The sequence below is a fragment of the Devosia sp. Root635 genome, from assembly GCF_001427605.1.
In the GTDB taxonomy this organism is placed as follows: Bacteria; Pseudomonadota; Alphaproteobacteria; order Rhizobiales; family Devosiaceae; genus Devosia.
The window spans coordinates 168,079-183,449 of record NZ_LMGZ01000022.1 but is presented as its reverse complement, the minus strand read 5'-3'; the positions used below and the strand labels follow the sequence as shown (position 1 = coordinate 183,449).

General features: G+C 64.2%; 17 protein-coding genes. 11 read left to right on the top strand and 6 right to left on the bottom strand.

Annotation, left to right across the window (positions count from 1 at the left end):
- Nucleotides 1-119 precede the first annotated feature (119 nt).
- Nucleotides 120-410: a DUF6460 domain-containing protein gene (locus tag ASD80_RS16035; RefSeq protein ID WP_056234986.1), complete on the top strand. Its 291-nt coding sequence runs from the start codon at nucleotides 120-122 to the stop codon at nucleotides 408-410.
- Entirely contained in the window at nucleotides 410-1,081 is a 672-nt protein-coding gene (locus ASD80_RS16030) for a hypothetical protein (RefSeq protein ID WP_056234982.1), read from the top strand. Before ASD80_RS16035 ends, ASD80_RS16030 begins: the two co-directional genes overlap by 1 nt.
- A gap of 345 nt (nucleotides 1,082-1,426) precedes the next feature.
- Here the strand turns inward: ASD80_RS16030 and ASD80_RS16025 are convergent, their stop codons facing one another.
- Nucleotides 1,427-3,049: a hybrid sensor histidine kinase/response regulator gene (locus ASD80_RS16025; protein ID WP_056234981.1), complete on the bottom strand. Its 1,623-nt coding sequence runs from the start codon at nucleotides 3,047-3,049 to the stop codon at nucleotides 1,427-1,429.
- Between the two features lie 170 nt (nucleotides 3,050-3,219).
- On the opposite strand from ASD80_RS16025, the gene mscL reads away from it, so the two are divergent.
- From mscL to ASD80_RS16010, 3 genes are all read left to right on the top strand, one after another.
- Nucleotides 3,220-3,654: a large conductance mechanosensitive channel protein MscL gene (gene mscL / locus ASD80_RS16020; RefSeq protein WP_056234979.1), complete on the top strand. Its 435-nt coding sequence runs from the start codon at nucleotides 3,220-3,222 to the stop codon at nucleotides 3,652-3,654.
- 276 nt (nucleotides 3,655-3,930) lie between these two features.
- Nucleotides 3,931-4,566, top strand: a complete 636-nt coding sequence (locus tag ASD80_RS16015) for a response regulator transcription factor (RefSeq protein ID WP_056234976.1) — start codon at nucleotides 3,931-3,933, stop codon at nucleotides 4,564-4,566.
- A 307-nt stretch (nucleotides 4,567-4,873) separates the two neighbouring features.
- Nucleotides 4,874-5,569 (top strand): glyoxalase superfamily protein, encoded by a 696-nt coding sequence (locus tag ASD80_RS16010; protein ID WP_082555358.1) that lies wholly within the window; start codon nucleotides 4,874-4,876, stop codon nucleotides 5,567-5,569.
- Between the two features lie 41 nt (nucleotides 5,570-5,610).
- On the opposite strand, the gene ASD80_RS16005 is transcribed toward ASD80_RS16010, so the two are convergent.
- The 3 genes from ASD80_RS16005 to hemA all read right to left on the bottom strand — a co-directional run bounded on the left by ASD80_RS16005 (nucleotide 5,611) and on the right by hemA (nucleotide 7,805).
- Entirely contained in the window at nucleotides 5,611-6,072 is a 462-nt protein-coding gene (locus ASD80_RS16005; protein WP_056234973.1) for a hypothetical protein, read from the bottom strand.
- A gap of 8 nt (nucleotides 6,073-6,080) precedes the next feature.
- Nucleotides 6,081-6,455 carry a VOC family protein gene (locus ASD80_RS16000; protein WP_056234971.1) on the bottom strand — a complete coding sequence of 125 codons (375 nt, stop codon included), beginning with the start codon at nucleotides 6,453-6,455 and terminating at the stop codon, nucleotides 6,081-6,083.
- A 69-nt stretch (nucleotides 6,456-6,524) separates the two neighbouring features.
- Nucleotides 6,525-7,805, bottom strand: coding sequence for a 5-aminolevulinate synthase (gene hemA / locus ASD80_RS15995; RefSeq protein WP_056234967.1), 1,281 nt, complete (start codon nucleotides 7,803-7,805; stop codon nucleotides 6,525-6,527).
- A gap of 352 nt (nucleotides 7,806-8,157) precedes the next feature.
- Here hemA and ASD80_RS15990 point away from each other — a divergent pair, with 352 nt between their 5' ends.
- The 3 genes from ASD80_RS15990 (at nucleotide 8,158) to ASD80_RS15980 (ending at nucleotide 11,248) form a co-directional block, all read left to right on the top strand.
- Nucleotides 8,158-9,498, top strand: a complete 1,341-nt coding sequence (locus ASD80_RS15990; RefSeq protein ID WP_056234965.1) for a hypothetical protein — start codon at nucleotides 8,158-8,160, stop codon at nucleotides 9,496-9,498.
- 207 nt (nucleotides 9,499-9,705) lie between these two features.
- Nucleotides 9,706-10,476 (top strand): SDR family NAD(P)-dependent oxidoreductase, encoded by a 771-nt coding sequence (locus ASD80_RS15985; protein WP_056234963.1) that lies wholly within the window; start codon nucleotides 9,706-9,708, stop codon nucleotides 10,474-10,476.
- A 109-nt stretch (nucleotides 10,477-10,585) separates the two neighbouring features.
- The gene (locus tag ASD80_RS15980) at nucleotides 10,586-11,248 is read left to right on the top strand and encodes an OmpA family protein (protein ID WP_056234960.1); all 663 of its coding nucleotides are present in this window, start codon (nucleotides 10,586-10,588) and stop codon (nucleotides 11,246-11,248) included.
- A 231-nt stretch (nucleotides 11,249-11,479) separates the two neighbouring features.
- Here the strand turns inward: ASD80_RS15980 and ASD80_RS15975 are convergent, their stop codons facing one another.
- On the bottom strand, nucleotides 11,480-11,809 hold the full coding sequence (locus ASD80_RS15975) for a hypothetical protein (RefSeq protein WP_056234957.1): 330 nt from the start codon (nucleotides 11,807-11,809) through the stop codon (nucleotides 11,480-11,482).
- On the bottom strand, nucleotides 11,809-12,066 hold the full coding sequence (locus ASD80_RS15970; protein WP_056234954.1) for a hypothetical protein: 258 nt from the start codon (nucleotides 12,064-12,066) through the stop codon (nucleotides 11,809-11,811). Before ASD80_RS15970 ends, ASD80_RS15975 begins: the two co-directional genes overlap by 1 nt.
- Before the next feature lie 193 nt (nucleotides 12,067-12,259).
- Between ASD80_RS15970 and ASD80_RS15965 the strand changes: the two genes are divergently transcribed.
- From ASD80_RS15965 to ASD80_RS15955, 3 genes are all read left to right on the top strand, one after another.
- Complete coding sequence (locus ASD80_RS15965) at nucleotides 12,260-13,828, top strand: EAL domain-containing protein (RefSeq protein ID WP_162247382.1); 1,569 nt, start codon at nucleotides 12,260-12,262, stop codon at nucleotides 13,826-13,828.
- Nucleotides 13,829-13,932: 104 nt separating this feature from the next.
- Nucleotides 13,933-14,319, top strand: a complete 387-nt coding sequence (locus ASD80_RS15960) for a PRC-barrel domain-containing protein (protein ID WP_056234948.1) — start codon at nucleotides 13,933-13,935, stop codon at nucleotides 14,317-14,319.
- Nucleotides 14,320-14,493: 174 nt separating this feature from the next.
- Nucleotides 14,494-15,363, top strand: a complete 870-nt coding sequence (locus ASD80_RS15955) for a LysR family transcriptional regulator (RefSeq protein WP_056234945.1) — start codon at nucleotides 14,494-14,496, stop codon at nucleotides 15,361-15,363.
- The last annotated feature ends 8 nt before the right edge of the window (nucleotides 15,364-15,371 follow it).

Below are 15,371 nucleotides of genomic sequence, written 5' to 3'. Positions count from 1 at the left end.
GGGAGCAGTCACGGCAGCTTCCGCGCGGGAAAAGGAGAGGCAGGAAACTGGCAAGTCACACCTTCTGCAAATCACATTCCAGCCTATATGATCCCTCAGGACCACAACAGGAGGCCTGCATGACCGATCAACACGGGACCGAAACACGGCGTTCGCCCGTCGAACGCTTCTTTGGCGGTCACCCGATCAATGTCATCCTCAAGCTGGCTTTCGTGTCGCTGCTGGTTGGCTTTGTCATGAGCGTGTTCGGCGTCAATGTGCAGGGCGTCATCCGCGGCGCGCTGGAACTGCTGCGCGAGACCCTGCGCGACGGCTTCGGGCTATTCCGCAATATCTGGGGCTATATCCTGACCGGGGCCATGCTGGTCGTGCCGGTCTGGCTGCTGATCCGCCTCGGCAAGGGGCGTTGATGGCGCCCGAACGTCTGAAGCTCACGCCGCAACAGGCGCTGGCGCGGCTGGTGCCGCATATTCTCGAGCTGGAAAGCCGGGCGCAGCGGCGCATCGCCATCGGGCTGGCCGGCGGGCCGGGGTCAGGCAAATCGACACTGGCGGGTGAGCTGGTGACCATGCTCGATGCCGTTCATCCCGGCAGCGCCGCGCTGGTGCCGATGGATGGCTTCCATATGAAGCACGCCAAGCTCGAAGCCATGGGGCAGGTGGACTACAAGGGCGCACCGCATACTTTCGAGGGGGCGGATTTCGTCAGCTTTCTCCACCATCTGAAGACGGCGAAAGACGCGGTCAGCGGGCCGGGCTATTCGCGCAAGATCGAGGACACGGTGGACGATGCCTTTACCGTGCAGCCTGAGGTGCGGGTGCTGGTGGTCGAGGGTAATTACCTGTTGCTGACCGAGGGGCCGTGGGCGGGGGTGAAGCCGTTGCTGGATTATGCGGTGTTTATCGATGTGAAGCGGGAGGTGGTCAAGGCGCGGCTGCTGAAGCGGCATGGTGAGGAGGGGTTGTTCAGCGAGGACCGCAACCGGGCGCATATCGAGCGGAACGATTTGCCGAATTATGATCTGGTGTGTTTGTCGCAGGATCGGGCGGATGTGGTGTTTGCCATGGATGTGGAGGGGTAGGGGAGCCGCTACACGATCTCCTTCTCTCCTTGAGGGAGTGCCCCTCCGGGTCGCGTAGTGCCCGATATTGAAGCATGGGCGAGCGCAGGACCCCTCACTCGGTTTTTCCGGCTGAACGCCGCAAAAATCACCCTCTCCCACAAGGGGCGAGGGGTGGTCGGGTGGGTGGGCCCGCTGCGGGATTTACTGGCGGGCGCTGGAGCGGCGCAGGGCGGGGTTGTTCGCGGCGGCGGGCCGGTCACCTGTGCGTCATCTCGAACACCATGGCCTCCCGTTACCCCCCCCCACCCTCAGCGCCTCCCCACAAGGGGGTGGGGGCGAGTCACACGTGCCAGCTTTTCGAACCTACCCCACGCGCTTGGCTGGGCTCCGGCTCTGGTTGGCGAGGCCGCTGATGGCGGCGCGGAGGGCGGCGGGCTTGACCGGCTTGGTGACGACGGCGATGCCGCGTTCCTCGGCCAAAGCGCGCACGGCCGGGCTGCGGTCGGCGGTGACCAAAGCCGCCGGCAGGTGGCCGCCCAGATTGTGCCGCAGCCACTCGATGGCATCGAGGCCGGAGGTCTGGTCGAGGTGGTAATCCATCAGCACCAGGTCGGGATACCAGCCTTCGAGCAGGCGTTCGCGGTCGATCTGCTTGAGGGACAGGGCGGAGCGCACGTCGCAGCCCCAATGGCGCAACAATCCCTCCATGGCCTCGATAATGGCCCGTTCATTGTCGACGCACAGCACCTTGAGGCCGAGGGTGCCGAAGCTGGTTTCGGTCGGCGCAACACTGGCTTCGGGCGTGGCGCGGATGGTGCGGGTGGCCGGCAGGAACAGCGAGAAGCGCGAGCCGCGGGCTTCCATGCTGTCGAGTTCGAGCGTGAGGCCCAGCGCCGTCACCAGGCGCTGCACGATGGAGAGGCCCAGCCCCAGCCCCTGCGCCATGCGGGCGCCGCGTTCCAGCCGGGAAAATTCGGCGAATAGCAGCCGGTGCTGGTCGCGGTTGAAGCCGATGCCGGTATCGATCACGTCGAGCCGCATGCGATTGCCGCGGCGGCGCAGACCCACCAGCACCTTGCCGCCGGGCTGGGTATACTTGATGGCATTGGAGACCAGATTCTGCACGATGCGGCCCACCAGCATGCGGTCGACCATCACGGTGGCGTCGCTATCCACGATGCGCAGCGAGATACTGCGCTCGCGCGCCAGGGGACCGAATTCCACCTCGATCTTCTTGAGCAGGTCGCGCCCTGCCACCGGCGCGGGCGCCGGCTTGAGCGCGCCGCTGTCGATGCGCGAGATATCGAGCAGGGCGCCCATGATGTCCTCGACGGCGGTCAGCGAAGCCTCGATGGAATTGGCCAGGTCGGCCAGTCCGGTCGATTTGGCGCGCTCGATCAGCGTCGAGGTATAGAGGCGGGCGGCATTGAGCGGCTGCAGCAGGTCATGGCTGGCGGCGGCGAGAAACCGCGTCTTGTCGTGGTTGGCGGCATCGGCCTTGGCGCGGGCGCTTTCGAGTTCGGAATTGACCCTGGTCAGCGCGGCGGTACGCTCGTCCACGCGCTCTTCCAGCGACTGGTTCATGCCTTCGAGCTCGCTTTCGGCCCGCACCCGCGCCGTCACGTCGGAAAAGCTGATGACGAGGCCCCCATCTGGCAGCCGGCTCGAATGAAATTCCAGCACCTGCCCGGCATTGCCCAGCCGCTGAGTGACCGTGGTCGGCGAAGCGGTGAGCAGGTTGATGCGCTCGATGGCCAGCCGCGCCGCGTCGCCGGATCCGAAATCGCCGCGGTCGCCCAGGAAAAGCGCGATATCGAACAGCGGCGTGCCCGGCTTGATCAGGGCGGTCGGCAGCGCCAGCAGCATATTGTAGCGGCTGTTCGACGTCACCAGATGCAGGCCGGCATCGAACACGGCGATGCCCTGCGGAATGTGGTCGAGCGCCTGCCTCAGGCTGGTGTCGGCGATGTGTTTGTGGGCGGCCATCGGGCTTGCGGTCCTGGGTTCTCCGGCGCGTGGGGACTATCGGTCGGCCGCCAACCCTGCGCAAGACCTACTCTGGCCCCATTGCTTTTCCCCGCCGGTTCATGAATCCTCGTTCACCGCCAATCGCGCGGCCGTCTAGGAAGGGCGGGTCACCACAGAGGGTTAGAGCCATGTTCAAGGAATTCCGTGACTTCGCCATCAAGGGCAACATGATCGATCTCGCCATCGGCGTGATCATCGGTGCCGCCTTCGGCGCCATCGTCTCCTCCATCGTCGACGACATCTTCATGCCGCTCATCGGCCTCATCATCGGCGGCATCGATTTTTCCAATCTGTTCATCGTGCTGTCCAATCCCGGCGACGTGCCGGTGCCGTCCTTGGCCGCGGCCAAGGATGCGGGCATTGCCACCCTCAATATCGGCTTGTTCATCAATGCCGTGGTCAAGTTCACCATCATCGCCTTCGTGCTGTTCCTGGTGGTCAAGGGCATCAACAGCATGAAGCGCAAGGCCGCAGCCGAGCCGGTCGCCGAAACGCCGGCACCCAGCAAGGAAGAAGTCCTGCTCACCGAAATCCGCGACGCGCTGCGCGCCAATCCGCGCTGATCGAAACCACAGCCGGTCCTGCGGGGCCGGTTTTTCTTGTCACGGAAATAGGAAAAATGTCCGTTGACAAACCCATAATAGGCAAATAGACCCAATACCTAGGTGCTTCATCCTACGTGTTGTCCTTGTCGGACGGCACGAACACTTAGCGCAAACTACCGCTGCGATTCACACGGGGGGCCGGTGTCGCAGGCTGCCACAGGCAAGCCGGCGATGGTGAAGCCTGCTGCCCGGATGGTCGCGTCGAAGCGAAACTTGCCAAGGGCAGAGGGCAATATGAGCGACCAGATCTACTATCACTCCTTTCTCAATCGGGACCGGTTGATCCATATCGTGGACGGCGATCCGGCGACCTGCGAGGCGCTGAGCGTATTGTTCCGCCTCGAAGGCTTCCAGACCACCTTCTCGCTGGAGGCGGCCCATTTCATTGTCGGCCTCGAACGGCGGCGGCCCGACATCGTGGTGCTCAACCTGCGCATGGGGGAGGAAAGCGGGCTGGGCCTGCTGCGCCGGGTCAAGGCCATGCGGACCGGTACGCCCGTCTTCATGCTGGCCGATGTGCCCCAGGTCGAGGCCGCGGTGACGGCCATGAAGCTGGGAGCATCCGACGTCATCTCCAAGCCGATCGACACCGAGCACCTGCTGACCGTCATCCGCGACGCCCTGCGCCGCGACGTGCATCTGGGCGCCATGCAGGGCGGGCGCCGCCCGGTGGAAGTGCGCGGCTTCTCCCAGCTCACCCCGCGCGAGCGCGAAGTGCTGCAACTCATCACCAATGGCCAATCCAACAAGGAAGCCGGCCGCGAACTGGGCATTTCCCCGCGCACGATAGAGGTTCATCGGGCCAGGGTGATGGAGAAGCTGGGCGCGCGCAATACGGCGGACCTGATGCGGATCGTGCTGACGAGTTGAGGGGCGCCCAGGCTGTCAGGAGCGTGTGTGGAGCGTTGCGCCGTCCATGAAGGTTCGCTGCGGCCACCGTGTCATCCCATGGCGTCAGTCTGGCGAAAGCGGGAATCTCCGTTTTTCTGGTGTCGGTGCGCCAGGTTGACAGTGCGACGGTCGCCTGCCAGCATTCCCCCTGGTTGATGCAGCCGGCCGCTTGCGCCCGTTTGGGGATGGTGAATGCATCTTGCGGAAATGGTGGTTTTTCCTTTTTGGGCAAGCCGTCGGCAATGCGAGCACTGACCTTCGATCTTGCCCGATCAGAGGACGAACCATGCAGACCTATCTCGACGCCAAGACCATGGCCAAGGCCCTGCGGCAGGGGCTGGCTCAACGGGGCATCGCCCTGTCGCATAGCGACTGTCTCGAACTCGTCGCCCGGCAATTCGGCCTTGCCAACTGGAACATGCTGGCGGCCCGCATCGAAGCGGCCAGTCTGCCGCTGTTGCCGCTGCCGGAGGGTTGGTTCGTGTCCCACCCCTCGCCCGAGTATTACCGGATCGGGCTCGATCCGGCCCAGCCTGGTGTCGTTCTGGTGGCATCGCAGCCCAATGTGGAAATTCCGGGCGGCCAGACCGGTGTCATCATGCAGTCCATCGATGCCATCAGCTTTCGCGGGCTGAAGCTGCGGTTTTCGGCGGAGCTGCGGACCGAGGAGGCCGGCAGCGGCTCGATCTGGATGCGGGTCGACCCGGCAGCGGGGCGCTTCCTGCGCTTCGACAACATGCTGCAGCGTGGCGACGATGCGGCTTTGCACGGCACGCTGGACTGGAAGGCGGCTGAAGTCGTGCTCGATGTGCCCGACGCGGCCGCGAGCATCCACTATGGTTTGCTGCTGGTGGGCGAGGGCCGGCTCTGGGCCCGCAACCTGCGGATCGAGCCGGTCGACGGCGATAGTCCGGTGACGTCGGTGCGACCATTCCCGCTGGCCCCGACCAATCTGGGCTTTTCGGTCGGGCTGAACGGATAGCCACGCTTGGCGCCGGGCTCACGTCGCAGTGGCGCGCCCGCCTACAAGCGCTCGAAGGTCTGTGACAGGTCGGGCTCCCAGGCGGCGCCCTCGCGCGACATCTCGCCCTTGCTGACCATTCTTGCGTCGCCGGCCTCCAGGCTGAAGGTCATGCGCTGCGAGAATTTGGGGTCCAGGCGCTGCATGGCAAAGCCGTGCTCGTGGAGCGTGACGTCATACTTGCGGGAGACGCCGCGCTCGTCGAAATAGCTGATGAAGAGGGTGCCGGCGGCGGCGTCGCTGCCGATGATGGCGATGCCGTCGGGAAACAGCGGGTGCTCGACCTCGGATCGCCAGATGAGAAATGCGCCACCGTCCTGCCACGCGAACGAAACCCGGCCCCGCAGGGTGACGCCGGGCATTGCGGGATGGGTTCCCACGGTGCGCCATTCTCCGACGATCCGCTCGAAGAATTTCAACTGGGGATTGGCGATACTGGCGTTGGCGCCGATTGCACGTGCCATGATGGGTCCTACTCGGCAGGGATGCGGCCGAGACCGATCTCGTTGCCGTCGGGGTCGTAATACATGACCTTGCGCACGCCTTCGCCGGGGATTTCCTCCTGGCCGAAGTCGAGGCCGCGCCCGGAAATCTGCGCGATCATGCCTTCGAGGTCGGCGCTCATGATGGTCTGGATTGCGCCGCCGGCACGTTTCGCATCCACGATGATGTAAATCCAGCGACGATCGCCGATGGCCCAGACGGCCTCGGTTTCGTTGGGAAAGAAAGCCGGCCTGGTGCCGAACAGGCGCTGGTACCAGTCGAGGGACGCCTGAAAATTGCTGACGGGAATGCCGGAGAATACGTCCGTGCCCGTGCCGCCAAGGATGAATTGATCGTCCGCCATCGTCACACTCCGTCTGCTGTCATGGCAAATGACGGACGAGCCTGACCTGTTCCGACAGCTAGGGCGCGATCAGCCCCCGATGGTGGGCAGGGTCAGGTCGCCCGAGGTCAGCTTGCTGGCCGTGATCTTGGCATCGGCGGCCTCGCGCGGCAGTTCGAGGCTGGTCCAGACGCTGACCAGCGCATGGCGCAGGGCGAAGATCATTTCGTCGGTATGCAAAGGCGTCGGGGTGATGCGCAGGCGCTCGGTGCCCTTGGGCACGGTGGGGTAGTTGATGGGCTGGATATAGATATTGTGCTTGTCGAGCAGCATGTCGCTGGCCGCCTTGACGGCGCGCGCATCGCCCACGATCAGCGGCACGATATGGGTCTCGGTCTCCATCACCGGCAGGCCCGCATCGGCCAGGATCGCCTTGGTCAGCCGCGCCTGGCGCTGGTGCATCAGGCGCTCATGGTCGGAAACCTTGAGATGCTCGATCGAGGCGCGAGCCGCGGCGCAGAGAGCCGGGGGCAGCGAGGTGGTGAAGATGAATTCGGGCGCATAGGAGCGCACGGCGTCGATGATGGCCTTGTTGGCGGTGATATAGCCACCCATCGTGCCAAAGCCCTTGGCCAGCGTACCCTCGATGACGTCGATGCGGTCCATCAGCCCGTCGCGCTCGGCAATGCCACCGCCACGCGCGCCATACATGCCCACGGCATGGACTTCGTCGATATAGGTCAGCGCGCCGAATTCCTCGGCCAGGTCGCAGATCTCCTTGATGGGGGCGACGTCGCCATCCATCGAATAGACCGATTCAAAGCAGATGAGCTTGGGGCGCTTGCGGTCGGTCGCGGCCAACAGGTCGCGGAGATGGGCCACGTCATTGTGGCGGAAGATGACCTTCTGCATGCCCGACTGGCGCACGCCCTGGATCATCGAGGCATGGTTGAGCTGGTCCGAGAAGATCACGCAATCGGGCAGCAGCCGCGCAATGGTGGCGATGGCCGCCTCGTTGGAGACGAAGCCCGACGTGAAAACGAGGGCTCCTTCCTTTCGGTGCAGGTCGGCCAGCGAACGCTCAAGCTCGACCAGCGGACGGTTGGTGCCCGAAATATTGCGGGTGCCGCCCGAGCCGACGCCGAGCCTGCCGGCGGTGTCCTGCATGGCTGATATCACCTTGGGATGCTGGCCCATGCCCAGGTAGTCGTTGGAGCACCAGATGGTGATGTCGCGCATATTGTCGGCATCGTCGCGGTAGACGGCGCGGGGGAACTGGCCCGCCACCCGCTCGATATCGGCGAAAACCCGATAGCGCTTTTCCGACCGCAGCGTATCCACTGCGTCTTCGAATATGCCGCGATAGTCCATCGAAACGTCCTTTGTGTCCTGCCGTCGGCGGGTCGTGTCGCGCCGGCGAACAAGCCATAACTAGGGTGGCGCAATCGGCATTGACATAGGTCAATTCGCCGCGCGCCGCGCCCTGCCAAACCGCTCTGGCACAAGGCGCCGACCGGTGAACATGAGAGTCATTCTAAAGTGTGGCGCGCCTCCTGCCAATGCGGCAATCGCGCCTGAGGGCGATGAATCTGCTGTGCATCGCTGCTTCGTGACCGGGCCGATCTTCACGAATTAACAGTCGTTGCGGCGTAGTGTTGAAGCAAGACTACTCTCAGACTACCATCACAAAAAAGCCCGAATGGGCTCGCGAGGGGTGAGTTCAGTGAAGAGTTTTTCGTCTTCGAGTTTTGCCGGCCAGCGCGCTGAAGTGCTTGACCTGGCGCAGGCGGCGGTGAGCCGCAATCCGCAGGCCCTGTTCACCGATTTCCAGTGGTTTCTCTACCAGGGCCAGGACACGGTTTTCTTCACCGCCTTTTCCACCACCAGCTTCGATGCCGATGGCCTGGGCAACCTGGTGGCCGAAATGGTGGCGCTGGCGCCCCAGCTGACCCACGGCTTCATCGGCGCAAGGCCGGGCCAGCCGTTTCCCAAGCATATCCTGGATGCAATTACTTCAGTCGAACTGGTCGACGACCTGGACGGCTATCCCGACAAGTGGATCGGCAAGTCGACCGACATTTTCGATGCGCCCGACCTGCCATTGTTCCGCGTCATGGCCGCGGTGCGTCGGGGTGGCCCCGATGGCGAGGGCCGCGCCTCGGTCATCCAAGTGCGGTCGAGCCATGCCCTGTTGGAGGGCTCCGATTCGGCGCTGCTGACGCGCTCGCAATCGGCCAGCCACGGCACCATGTCCGACCACGCCAACAAGGTCGGTTGGCGCTCCCGGTTCAATGGCGTGCTGCGTGGCGGCTTTACCGCCATGCTCTATATCGCCATCGCCAACATCCTGGCGCCGGCAGAAAAGCCCTGGGGCTTCAGGACACTGGCGCTCAAGCGTCACCGCCTGCGCCAGCTTGCCAACAAGCTCGGCGTGCGCCAGCGCTCGCTGCTTTTCGCGCTCGTCACCCACGCTCTCAATGGCGAGGGTGAGGACAAGGCGATGAGCAAGAAGGTGATCGGCGCCGCCTATACCATGCTCGATACCAAGCGGAACGACGCGGATGACGACTTTTTCCGCGTGCGGGCGCTGGAAGCCAAATTCGCCGTGCTGGAGGATTTCGTCGATTATGTCCGGGCGGTCGACGACACCGTGGCGGCTATCGAGCAGAAGGATATCACCAGGTTCCAGGTGATGATGAATGCCATGTTCAAGGCCTTGCGCGGCATCAACCGCGCGCTGCCCTTCCTGCCCGGCAAGCGCTTCTGGCGCTTCAATGGTGGCATCCACGTGGTGCTGACGCTGGTGCCGCCGCACCGCACCTATGGGCCGATGACCCATGGCATGGTGGAACCGATCTATTGCGGCGCCTGGCACCCGGCCACCAATATCGTCACCTTCTGCCCCGGCCGCGAATATGTGACGCTGAACTTCTCGATGGAAACGCGGCACCTGGCCAATGTGGGGAAGGTCGAGGCCCTGCTCGAAGAGATGGAGCGGCGCGAGGTGACGCCGCGTCCTTCACCTCTCCCTTTGGGGGAGAGGTCGGCGCAAAGCGCCGGGTGAGGGGGCCTTTACTGGGTGAGGTGTGTGGGGAAGGCCCCTCACCCGCCTTGCTTCGCAAGTCGACCTCTCCCCCAAGGGAGAGGTGCAGAGACGTCGCCAATGCGCGTGTGGCAGTGATTTGATGTACGTACCTCAAATCTACTTGCGCGGCGAATGCCGGGGCGGTATTTTCAGGTGGATCAGTCCTATATCTCCCCCGGATTTCCGATGAGCCAGTTCGCCACCTATCCCAGCCTTGCCGGTGTGCCGGTGGTGATTTCCGGCGGAGCCTCGGGTATCGGGGAGAGCATGGTGCGCCATTTTGCCGGGCAGGGCAGCAAGGTGGGCTTTGTCGACATCGCCGACGAGGCCGGCGGCAGGCTGGCGGCCGAGTTGACCGCTGCGGGGCAGGTGGTCCGCTTCACGCGCTGCGACATTACCGACGTGGACGCCTACCGGGCCGCGATTGCCGGCTTTGCCGCAACCCATGGCAATGCGCTGGTGCTGGTCAACAACGCCGCCCACGACCAGCGGCATGACTGGCGTACGGTTACGCCCGCCTATTGGGACGACCGCATGGCGGTCAATCTCAAGCATGCCTTCTTTGCCATGCAGGCCGTGGCGCCGGGCATGATCGAGGCCAGACGCGGCTCGATCATCAATCTGGGCTCGATCAGCTGGATGATCATGACTCCGCAAATCCCGCTCTATGAAACAGCCAAGGCCGCGATGCATGGCCTGACCCGCTCCATGGCGCGCGAGCTGGGCAAGTCCGGCATCCGCGTCAACTCGCTGGTGCCCGGCGCCATCATCACCCAGCGGCAACTCGATCTGTGGATCGACGATGCGGCGCTCAAGGGCATCGAGGCCGAACAGGCGCTGGCCGGACTGGTCTATCCCGACGATGTGGCACGGATGGCGCTGTTCCTCGCGGCCGAGGACAGCGCCATGATTTCGGCCCAGCAATTCCTCGTCGATGGCGGCTGGGCCAGCGCCTGACCGGCCTGGCACCGTTCATTCCCGGTTCAGGGCCTTTGCTTCACCACCATCCTGCCGTATTCAGTGGTCACCAACGGGCCACTGTCATGATCCTTCAGGGGGATAGTCTATGAAGTCGAAAATTCTGGTCGCCATTGCCGCGACCCTGGCGCTCACCGCCTGCACCACCAACGCCTATACCGGCCAGCAGCAGCTTTCCAATACTGCCGGCGGCGCGATGATCGGTGTTGGCGGCGGCGCCGTTGCCGGCGCGCTTGTGGGCGCTGCCGTGGGCGGGGACCCGCGCGTCGGCGCGCTGATCGGCGCTGGTGTCGGCGGCCTGACCGGAGCGGCCATCGGCAATTACATGGACCAGCAGGAAGCCGAGCTGCGCGCCCAGCTCCAGGGCACCGGCGTTTCGGTGACCCGTGTCGGCCAGAACATCATCCTCAACATGCCGTCCAACATCACCTTCGCCACCGATCAGGCGACAGTGAATCCGGGCTTCAACTCGACGCTGGTCTCGGTCGCGCTGGTGCTCAAGAAGTTCGACAAGTCGATCGTGGACGTCTACGGCCACACCGACAGCCAGGGCGACGACTCCTACAATCTGAGCCTCAGCCAGCGCCGCGCCGTTTCGGTCGCCACCATCCTGGCCAACCAGGGCATCGACCAGCGCCGCTTCTATATCGAAGGCAAGGGCGAAACCTCGCCGATCGCCAGCAACGCCACCGAGCAGGGCCGCGCCCAGAACCGCCGCGTGGAAATCCAGATCGCGCCGATCAACGGCTGATTTGGCGGTATAGATATGTGGAAGGCGCGTCCCGCGGGGCGCGCCTTTTGTTTTGGGGCGTTGAGCGGAATGTTCACTTAGGGGCTTCCGCAGCCTGCCAGACCATCCATCCATCGTCATTGCCTGGTTCGTCCGGGCAATCCATGGCTCCGCATGCGCTGAAAGGTGGATCACCCGGACAAGCCAGGTGATGACGATGGGCCGACAGTCTCCGATGTGAACCGCAAGAGCCTACTGTGCCGGCACTACCGGCTCCTGCACCGGCACGTCATCGGCCGCCGGAGCGACCACGCTTTCCGATGTCGGCGTACCCGGCTGCACATCGGTCGCCGGCGCACCCTGGAACATCTGCATCAGGAACAGCACGGCGATGACGATGGCCAGCCCGATAAGGCCATAGAGCCACCAATTGGTGGGGCCGGTCGCGCCGACCGTGGCCTCATGCTCGCCGGCGACCTTGATGGGCGAGCCATCGGGTACGTCGACGCGCGACCCGTTCTCGTCGATCAGCACATCCACTTCCGCCACGGTGGGCGTCGGCTTTTTGGGGGCGGTCGCCATCAGAAATCTCCCTTGACCACGGTTTGGCCGCCTATGCCGGCCTGCACGCCCGCGCGCACCTCGGCTATGGCCTGGTCGATCTCGTCGGCGTCAAAGCCGAGCTCGGTGCCTTCCTGGGTGGCGCCGGTCACATCGGCCTTGAGCTGGTTGAGCAGGGTGATCTTCTCCTTGGCGGTGAACAGCGTGTTGTGGGCGATCCGCATCGGGGTGAGATTGTCGTCTCCCCCCATGCGCTCGCGGAGGCTGTCAAAAACCATGGCGCGTCTCCTTTGGCAGCGGAAAATCCGGCTTTGCCACGTCAATGCGTATCGCTCGCCCGCGGTTCCGATTCCGGCTGCGGGGCGGTGCTTAACTTCAATTTGATGAATTGTTGGCCAGATGGACCTCTGGCGGGGGCCGTCCATGGGCAGGTTTGCGGGTTTACTGATAGCCGACACGCATCGGCGACTGGTGTTTTTTGTTCTCTGGGCCGTGCTGTTCACGGCATTGCTGGCCGGATCGGGCTGGTTCCTGGCCGATCAGGTGCATGCCAACCTGCGTGCCGAGGTGGATCGCGCCATGACGAGCTACACCCGCGTCCGGAGCGCGGTGCTCAACACGTTCGACGCCATGGACGAGCAGTTGACTGCCGTGCCCTGCTCGCGGGAATACACGATGCAGCAGCGGCGCATCGCCTTCCTTCCCGATGGCATAAACGAGCTGTTCTACGCACGAAACGGCGCCATCGTCTGCAGCGGCAATGGCGGCATGCTGGCGGCGCCGGTGGGGCTCGGCGAGCCGGACCTGGCTTCCAACAACCCGTTCGGCATCTCCTTCTGGTTCAACAAAGACCTCGATTTCATGGGGCTGGACAACGCCAAGGGCACCATCGCGCTGCGCGGCGAGCATGGCATGGTCGTGCCCCGCACTCCGCTTCCCGATACGATCCCGCGCTGGCTCAGCGTCGAGGTCGTGCTGCGCGCGCCCGACGGCAAATGGTGGCACATGTCGGGCGAGCCGGGCCTCTATGCAGCCTCGCTTGCCGCGCCGCCGGCCGGACCCTTCGGCCTGCGCGGCGGGGCGTTCCTGCAGACCGCCTGCGACGAAATCGGTCTGCATTGCCTGTCGGCGCGGGCCACGCTGGCCAACCTGTTCGCCCTGGGCGGCATGGTCCTCGGCCTGACGCTGCTGGTCTGCGTGGTCCTGGCGGCCTGGCTGGCGCGATACCTGCGGGCCATGCTGGCGCGCTACTGGTCGTTCGAAGCGCGCTTCCTGCGCAATTTCCGCGCCGAGCGCGTGGTCTGTGCCTATCAGCCGCTGCTGGATTTGCATCGCGACCGCATCACCGGCTGCGAGGTGCTGGCCCGCTGGCGCGATGTCGACGGGACCATCGTGTTTCCCGACCAGTTCCTCCCCATCGTGGAGAAAAACGGCCTGACCGCCGCTTTTACCCGCATGGTCATCGACAGGGCGCTGGCCGAGCTTTCGCGCCTGCCGCCATCGGGCCGGGTGCTGCAGGTCAATCTCAACATCTTCCCGCGCGATCTCGACGGCGCGCTGCTGGTGCATATGCTGGACGGCTTCCTGGCCCTCGCCGATCGCTTCGCCGTGGTGATCGAGCTGGTCGAGACCAGTGAGGTCGAGCTCGGCAGTGCCCTGGCCGCCATCGAGACGCTGTCGCATGCGGGCGTGGCCACCTATATCGACGATTTCGGCTCGGGCTATTCGTCCATCCACACGCTGGCCGAATTGCCAGTGGCCGGGGTGAAGCTCGACCGCTCCTTCGCCATGGCGCCCGATGGCTCGGTGCTGGGGCAGATGCTGGGCCACGCCATCGACATGGCGCATGCCGCCGGGCGCACGCTGGTCGTCGAGGGCGTCGAGACCGCGGGGCGGCTCGATATGCTGCGCCAGGGCGGCCGGGTCGATCTCGTCCAGGGCTATCATATTGCCCGGCCATTGGATTTCGACCATTTCGCGCGCTTTATCGCCGAGCGCGGGCCGACACCCCAGCGCAGCCGCCCGACCCTGGTCGCCTGATCGATTCCCTGACGGCCGCCGGCTCCGATCACTTTTCAGGATCGGGGAACCGGTCGGTTTGCGGTGGCGTTTCCCCACCACACGCAACGCAAGAGGAGTAAGAAATGGCTTACGAAGACATTCGCAACCGCGATGCCAACGTCAAGGAAACCCATGACCTCATCGCTTCGGACAAGGTCGAAGGCACCAAGGTCTACGATCCGCGCGGCGAGCATATCGGCTCGATCGAGCGCATCCTGGTCGAAAAACGCAGCGGCAAGGTCTCCTATGCCGTGCTGAGCTTCGGCGGCTTCCTCGGCATGGGGCACGACCACTACCCGCTGCCGTGGTCCAAGCTCAACTATGACGAAAGCCTGGGCGGCTATCGCGTCGACGTGACCAAGGACCAGCTCGAAGGCGCGCCGAAATACGACAATGAAGACGACTTCTGGACCGCCGAGAACGGCCGTCGCGTCTATGACTATTACGGTGTGGCGCCTTACTGGATCTAGCCACGCGACCGGTATTTCAGCACCAGATGATACTGTCGCCGGCGTCCCCCTGAAGGGGCGCCGGCTTTTCGTGGCGGGACAAGCGGCGATAAGAGCTTGCGGCCTTCGCCATCCGGAAAGAGACTGCTCGAACATGGTTCGGGCCTCGCTTGGGGGCAATTGCGGCGGGGGGTCATGCGGGATATCAGGCTTTCGAGTTTGCGGATTTGCCTTGAGGTTCTGCGCCGCCAGAACCTCACGGCAGCGGCCCAGGCCCTCAACATGACGCAGAGCGCCGTCAGCAAGAACGTCCAGCAGGTCGAGGCGCAACTGGGTGTGCCCTTGTTCGAGCGGAGCAAGGACGGCGTCGTCCCGCATGACAATGCCCGCATTTTCCTGTCGCGCATTGCCGAGGGCATCGGCACCATAGATGCCGCGGTCGAGGCCTTTGTGAGTTCGCAAGGCTCGGGCACGCTGCGGATCGTGGCGCCCCCCATCATTGCCCAGCGCTTTCTCATTCCGTTTCATCACGACCTGGTGGCCCGGCACCCCGACCAGGAACTGGTCTTTCGGGTCCGGACGGCACCCGGCCAGCGCTATGCCGATACCGATGCCGAGATATTCTTCAATGGCGGGGGCAGTCCGCCGCCCACCGCGCAGTGGCTCATCGGCGATCGCTTCTGGGTGGTCGCGCATCCTTCAATCGCCACCGCCCGCCTGACGCTGAAGGATGTCGTCCACTATCCGCTGCTGCAACATGTGAAGGTGGAAGCCGCCTGGTTCCAACTGGCCGAGCGGCAGGGCATCAGCCTCGCCGCGACGCGGTTTCACTATTATGAGCAATATGGCCTCATCATCGATGCCGCCCTGCAAAAGCTCGGCATTGCCATCGTGCCGCGCTTTCTCGTTCGCGACGCCGTGCAATCGGGCCAGTTGCAGCGGATCGGCGCGGAAATCGCCTTTCCGGAAATGGGCTATTACTATCAGCTCGTGCGGCACGAAAAGCTCTCGGTATCCCGCAAATTCTTTACCTGGCTGAAGGAGATAGCGGACGCGCAGGCCTGACTATTCCG

Bases quoted from the DNA above. Each gene is read 5' to 3' on its own strand.
- ASD80_RS16035 (WP_056234986.1), top strand. From the start codon at position 120: ATGACCGATCAACACGGGACCGAAACACGGCGTTCGCCCGTCGAACGC.
- ASD80_RS16030 (WP_056234982.1), top strand. From the start codon at position 410: ATGGCGCCCGAACGTCTGAAGCTCACGCCGCAACAGGCGCTGGCGCGG.
- ASD80_RS16025 (WP_056234981.1), bottom strand. From the start codon at position 3,049: ATGGCCGCCCACAAACACATCGCCGACACCAGCCTGAGGCAGGCGCTC.
- mscL (WP_056234979.1), top strand. From the start codon at position 3,220: ATGTTCAAGGAATTCCGTGACTTCGCCATCAAGGGCAACATGATCGAT.
- ASD80_RS16015 (WP_056234976.1), top strand. From the start codon at position 3,931: ATGAGCGACCAGATCTACTATCACTCCTTTCTCAATCGGGACCGGTTG.
- ASD80_RS16010 (WP_082555358.1), top strand. From the start codon at position 4,874: ATGCAGACCTATCTCGACGCCAAGACCATGGCCAAGGCCCTGCGGCAG.
- ASD80_RS16005 (WP_056234973.1), bottom strand. From the start codon at position 6,072: ATGGCACGTGCAATCGGCGCCAACGCCAGTATCGCCAATCCCCAGTTG.
- ASD80_RS16000 (WP_056234971.1), bottom strand. From the start codon at position 6,455: ATGGCGGACGATCAATTCATCCTTGGCGGCACGGGCACGGACGTATTC.
- hemA (WP_056234967.1), bottom strand. From the start codon at position 7,805: ATGGACTATCGCGGCATATTCGAAGACGCAGTGGATACGCTGCGGTCG.
- ASD80_RS15985 (WP_056234963.1), top strand. From the start codon at position 9,706: ATGAGCCAGTTCGCCACCTATCCCAGCCTTGCCGGTGTGCCGGTGGTG.
- ASD80_RS15980 (WP_056234960.1), top strand. From the start codon at position 10,586: ATGAAGTCGAAAATTCTGGTCGCCATTGCCGCGACCCTGGCGCTCACC.
- ASD80_RS15975 (WP_056234957.1), bottom strand. From the start codon at position 11,809: ATGGCGACCGCCCCCAAAAAGCCGACGCCCACCGTGGCGGAAGTGGAT.
- ASD80_RS15970 (WP_056234954.1), bottom strand. From the start codon at position 12,066: ATGGTTTTTGACAGCCTCCGCGAGCGCATGGGGGGAGACGACAATCTC.
- ASD80_RS15960 (WP_056234948.1), top strand. From the start codon at position 13,933: ATGGCTTACGAAGACATTCGCAACCGCGATGCCAACGTCAAGGAAACC.
- ASD80_RS15955 (WP_056234945.1), top strand. From the start codon at position 14,494: ATGCGGGATATCAGGCTTTCGAGTTTGCGGATTTGCCTTGAGGTTCTG.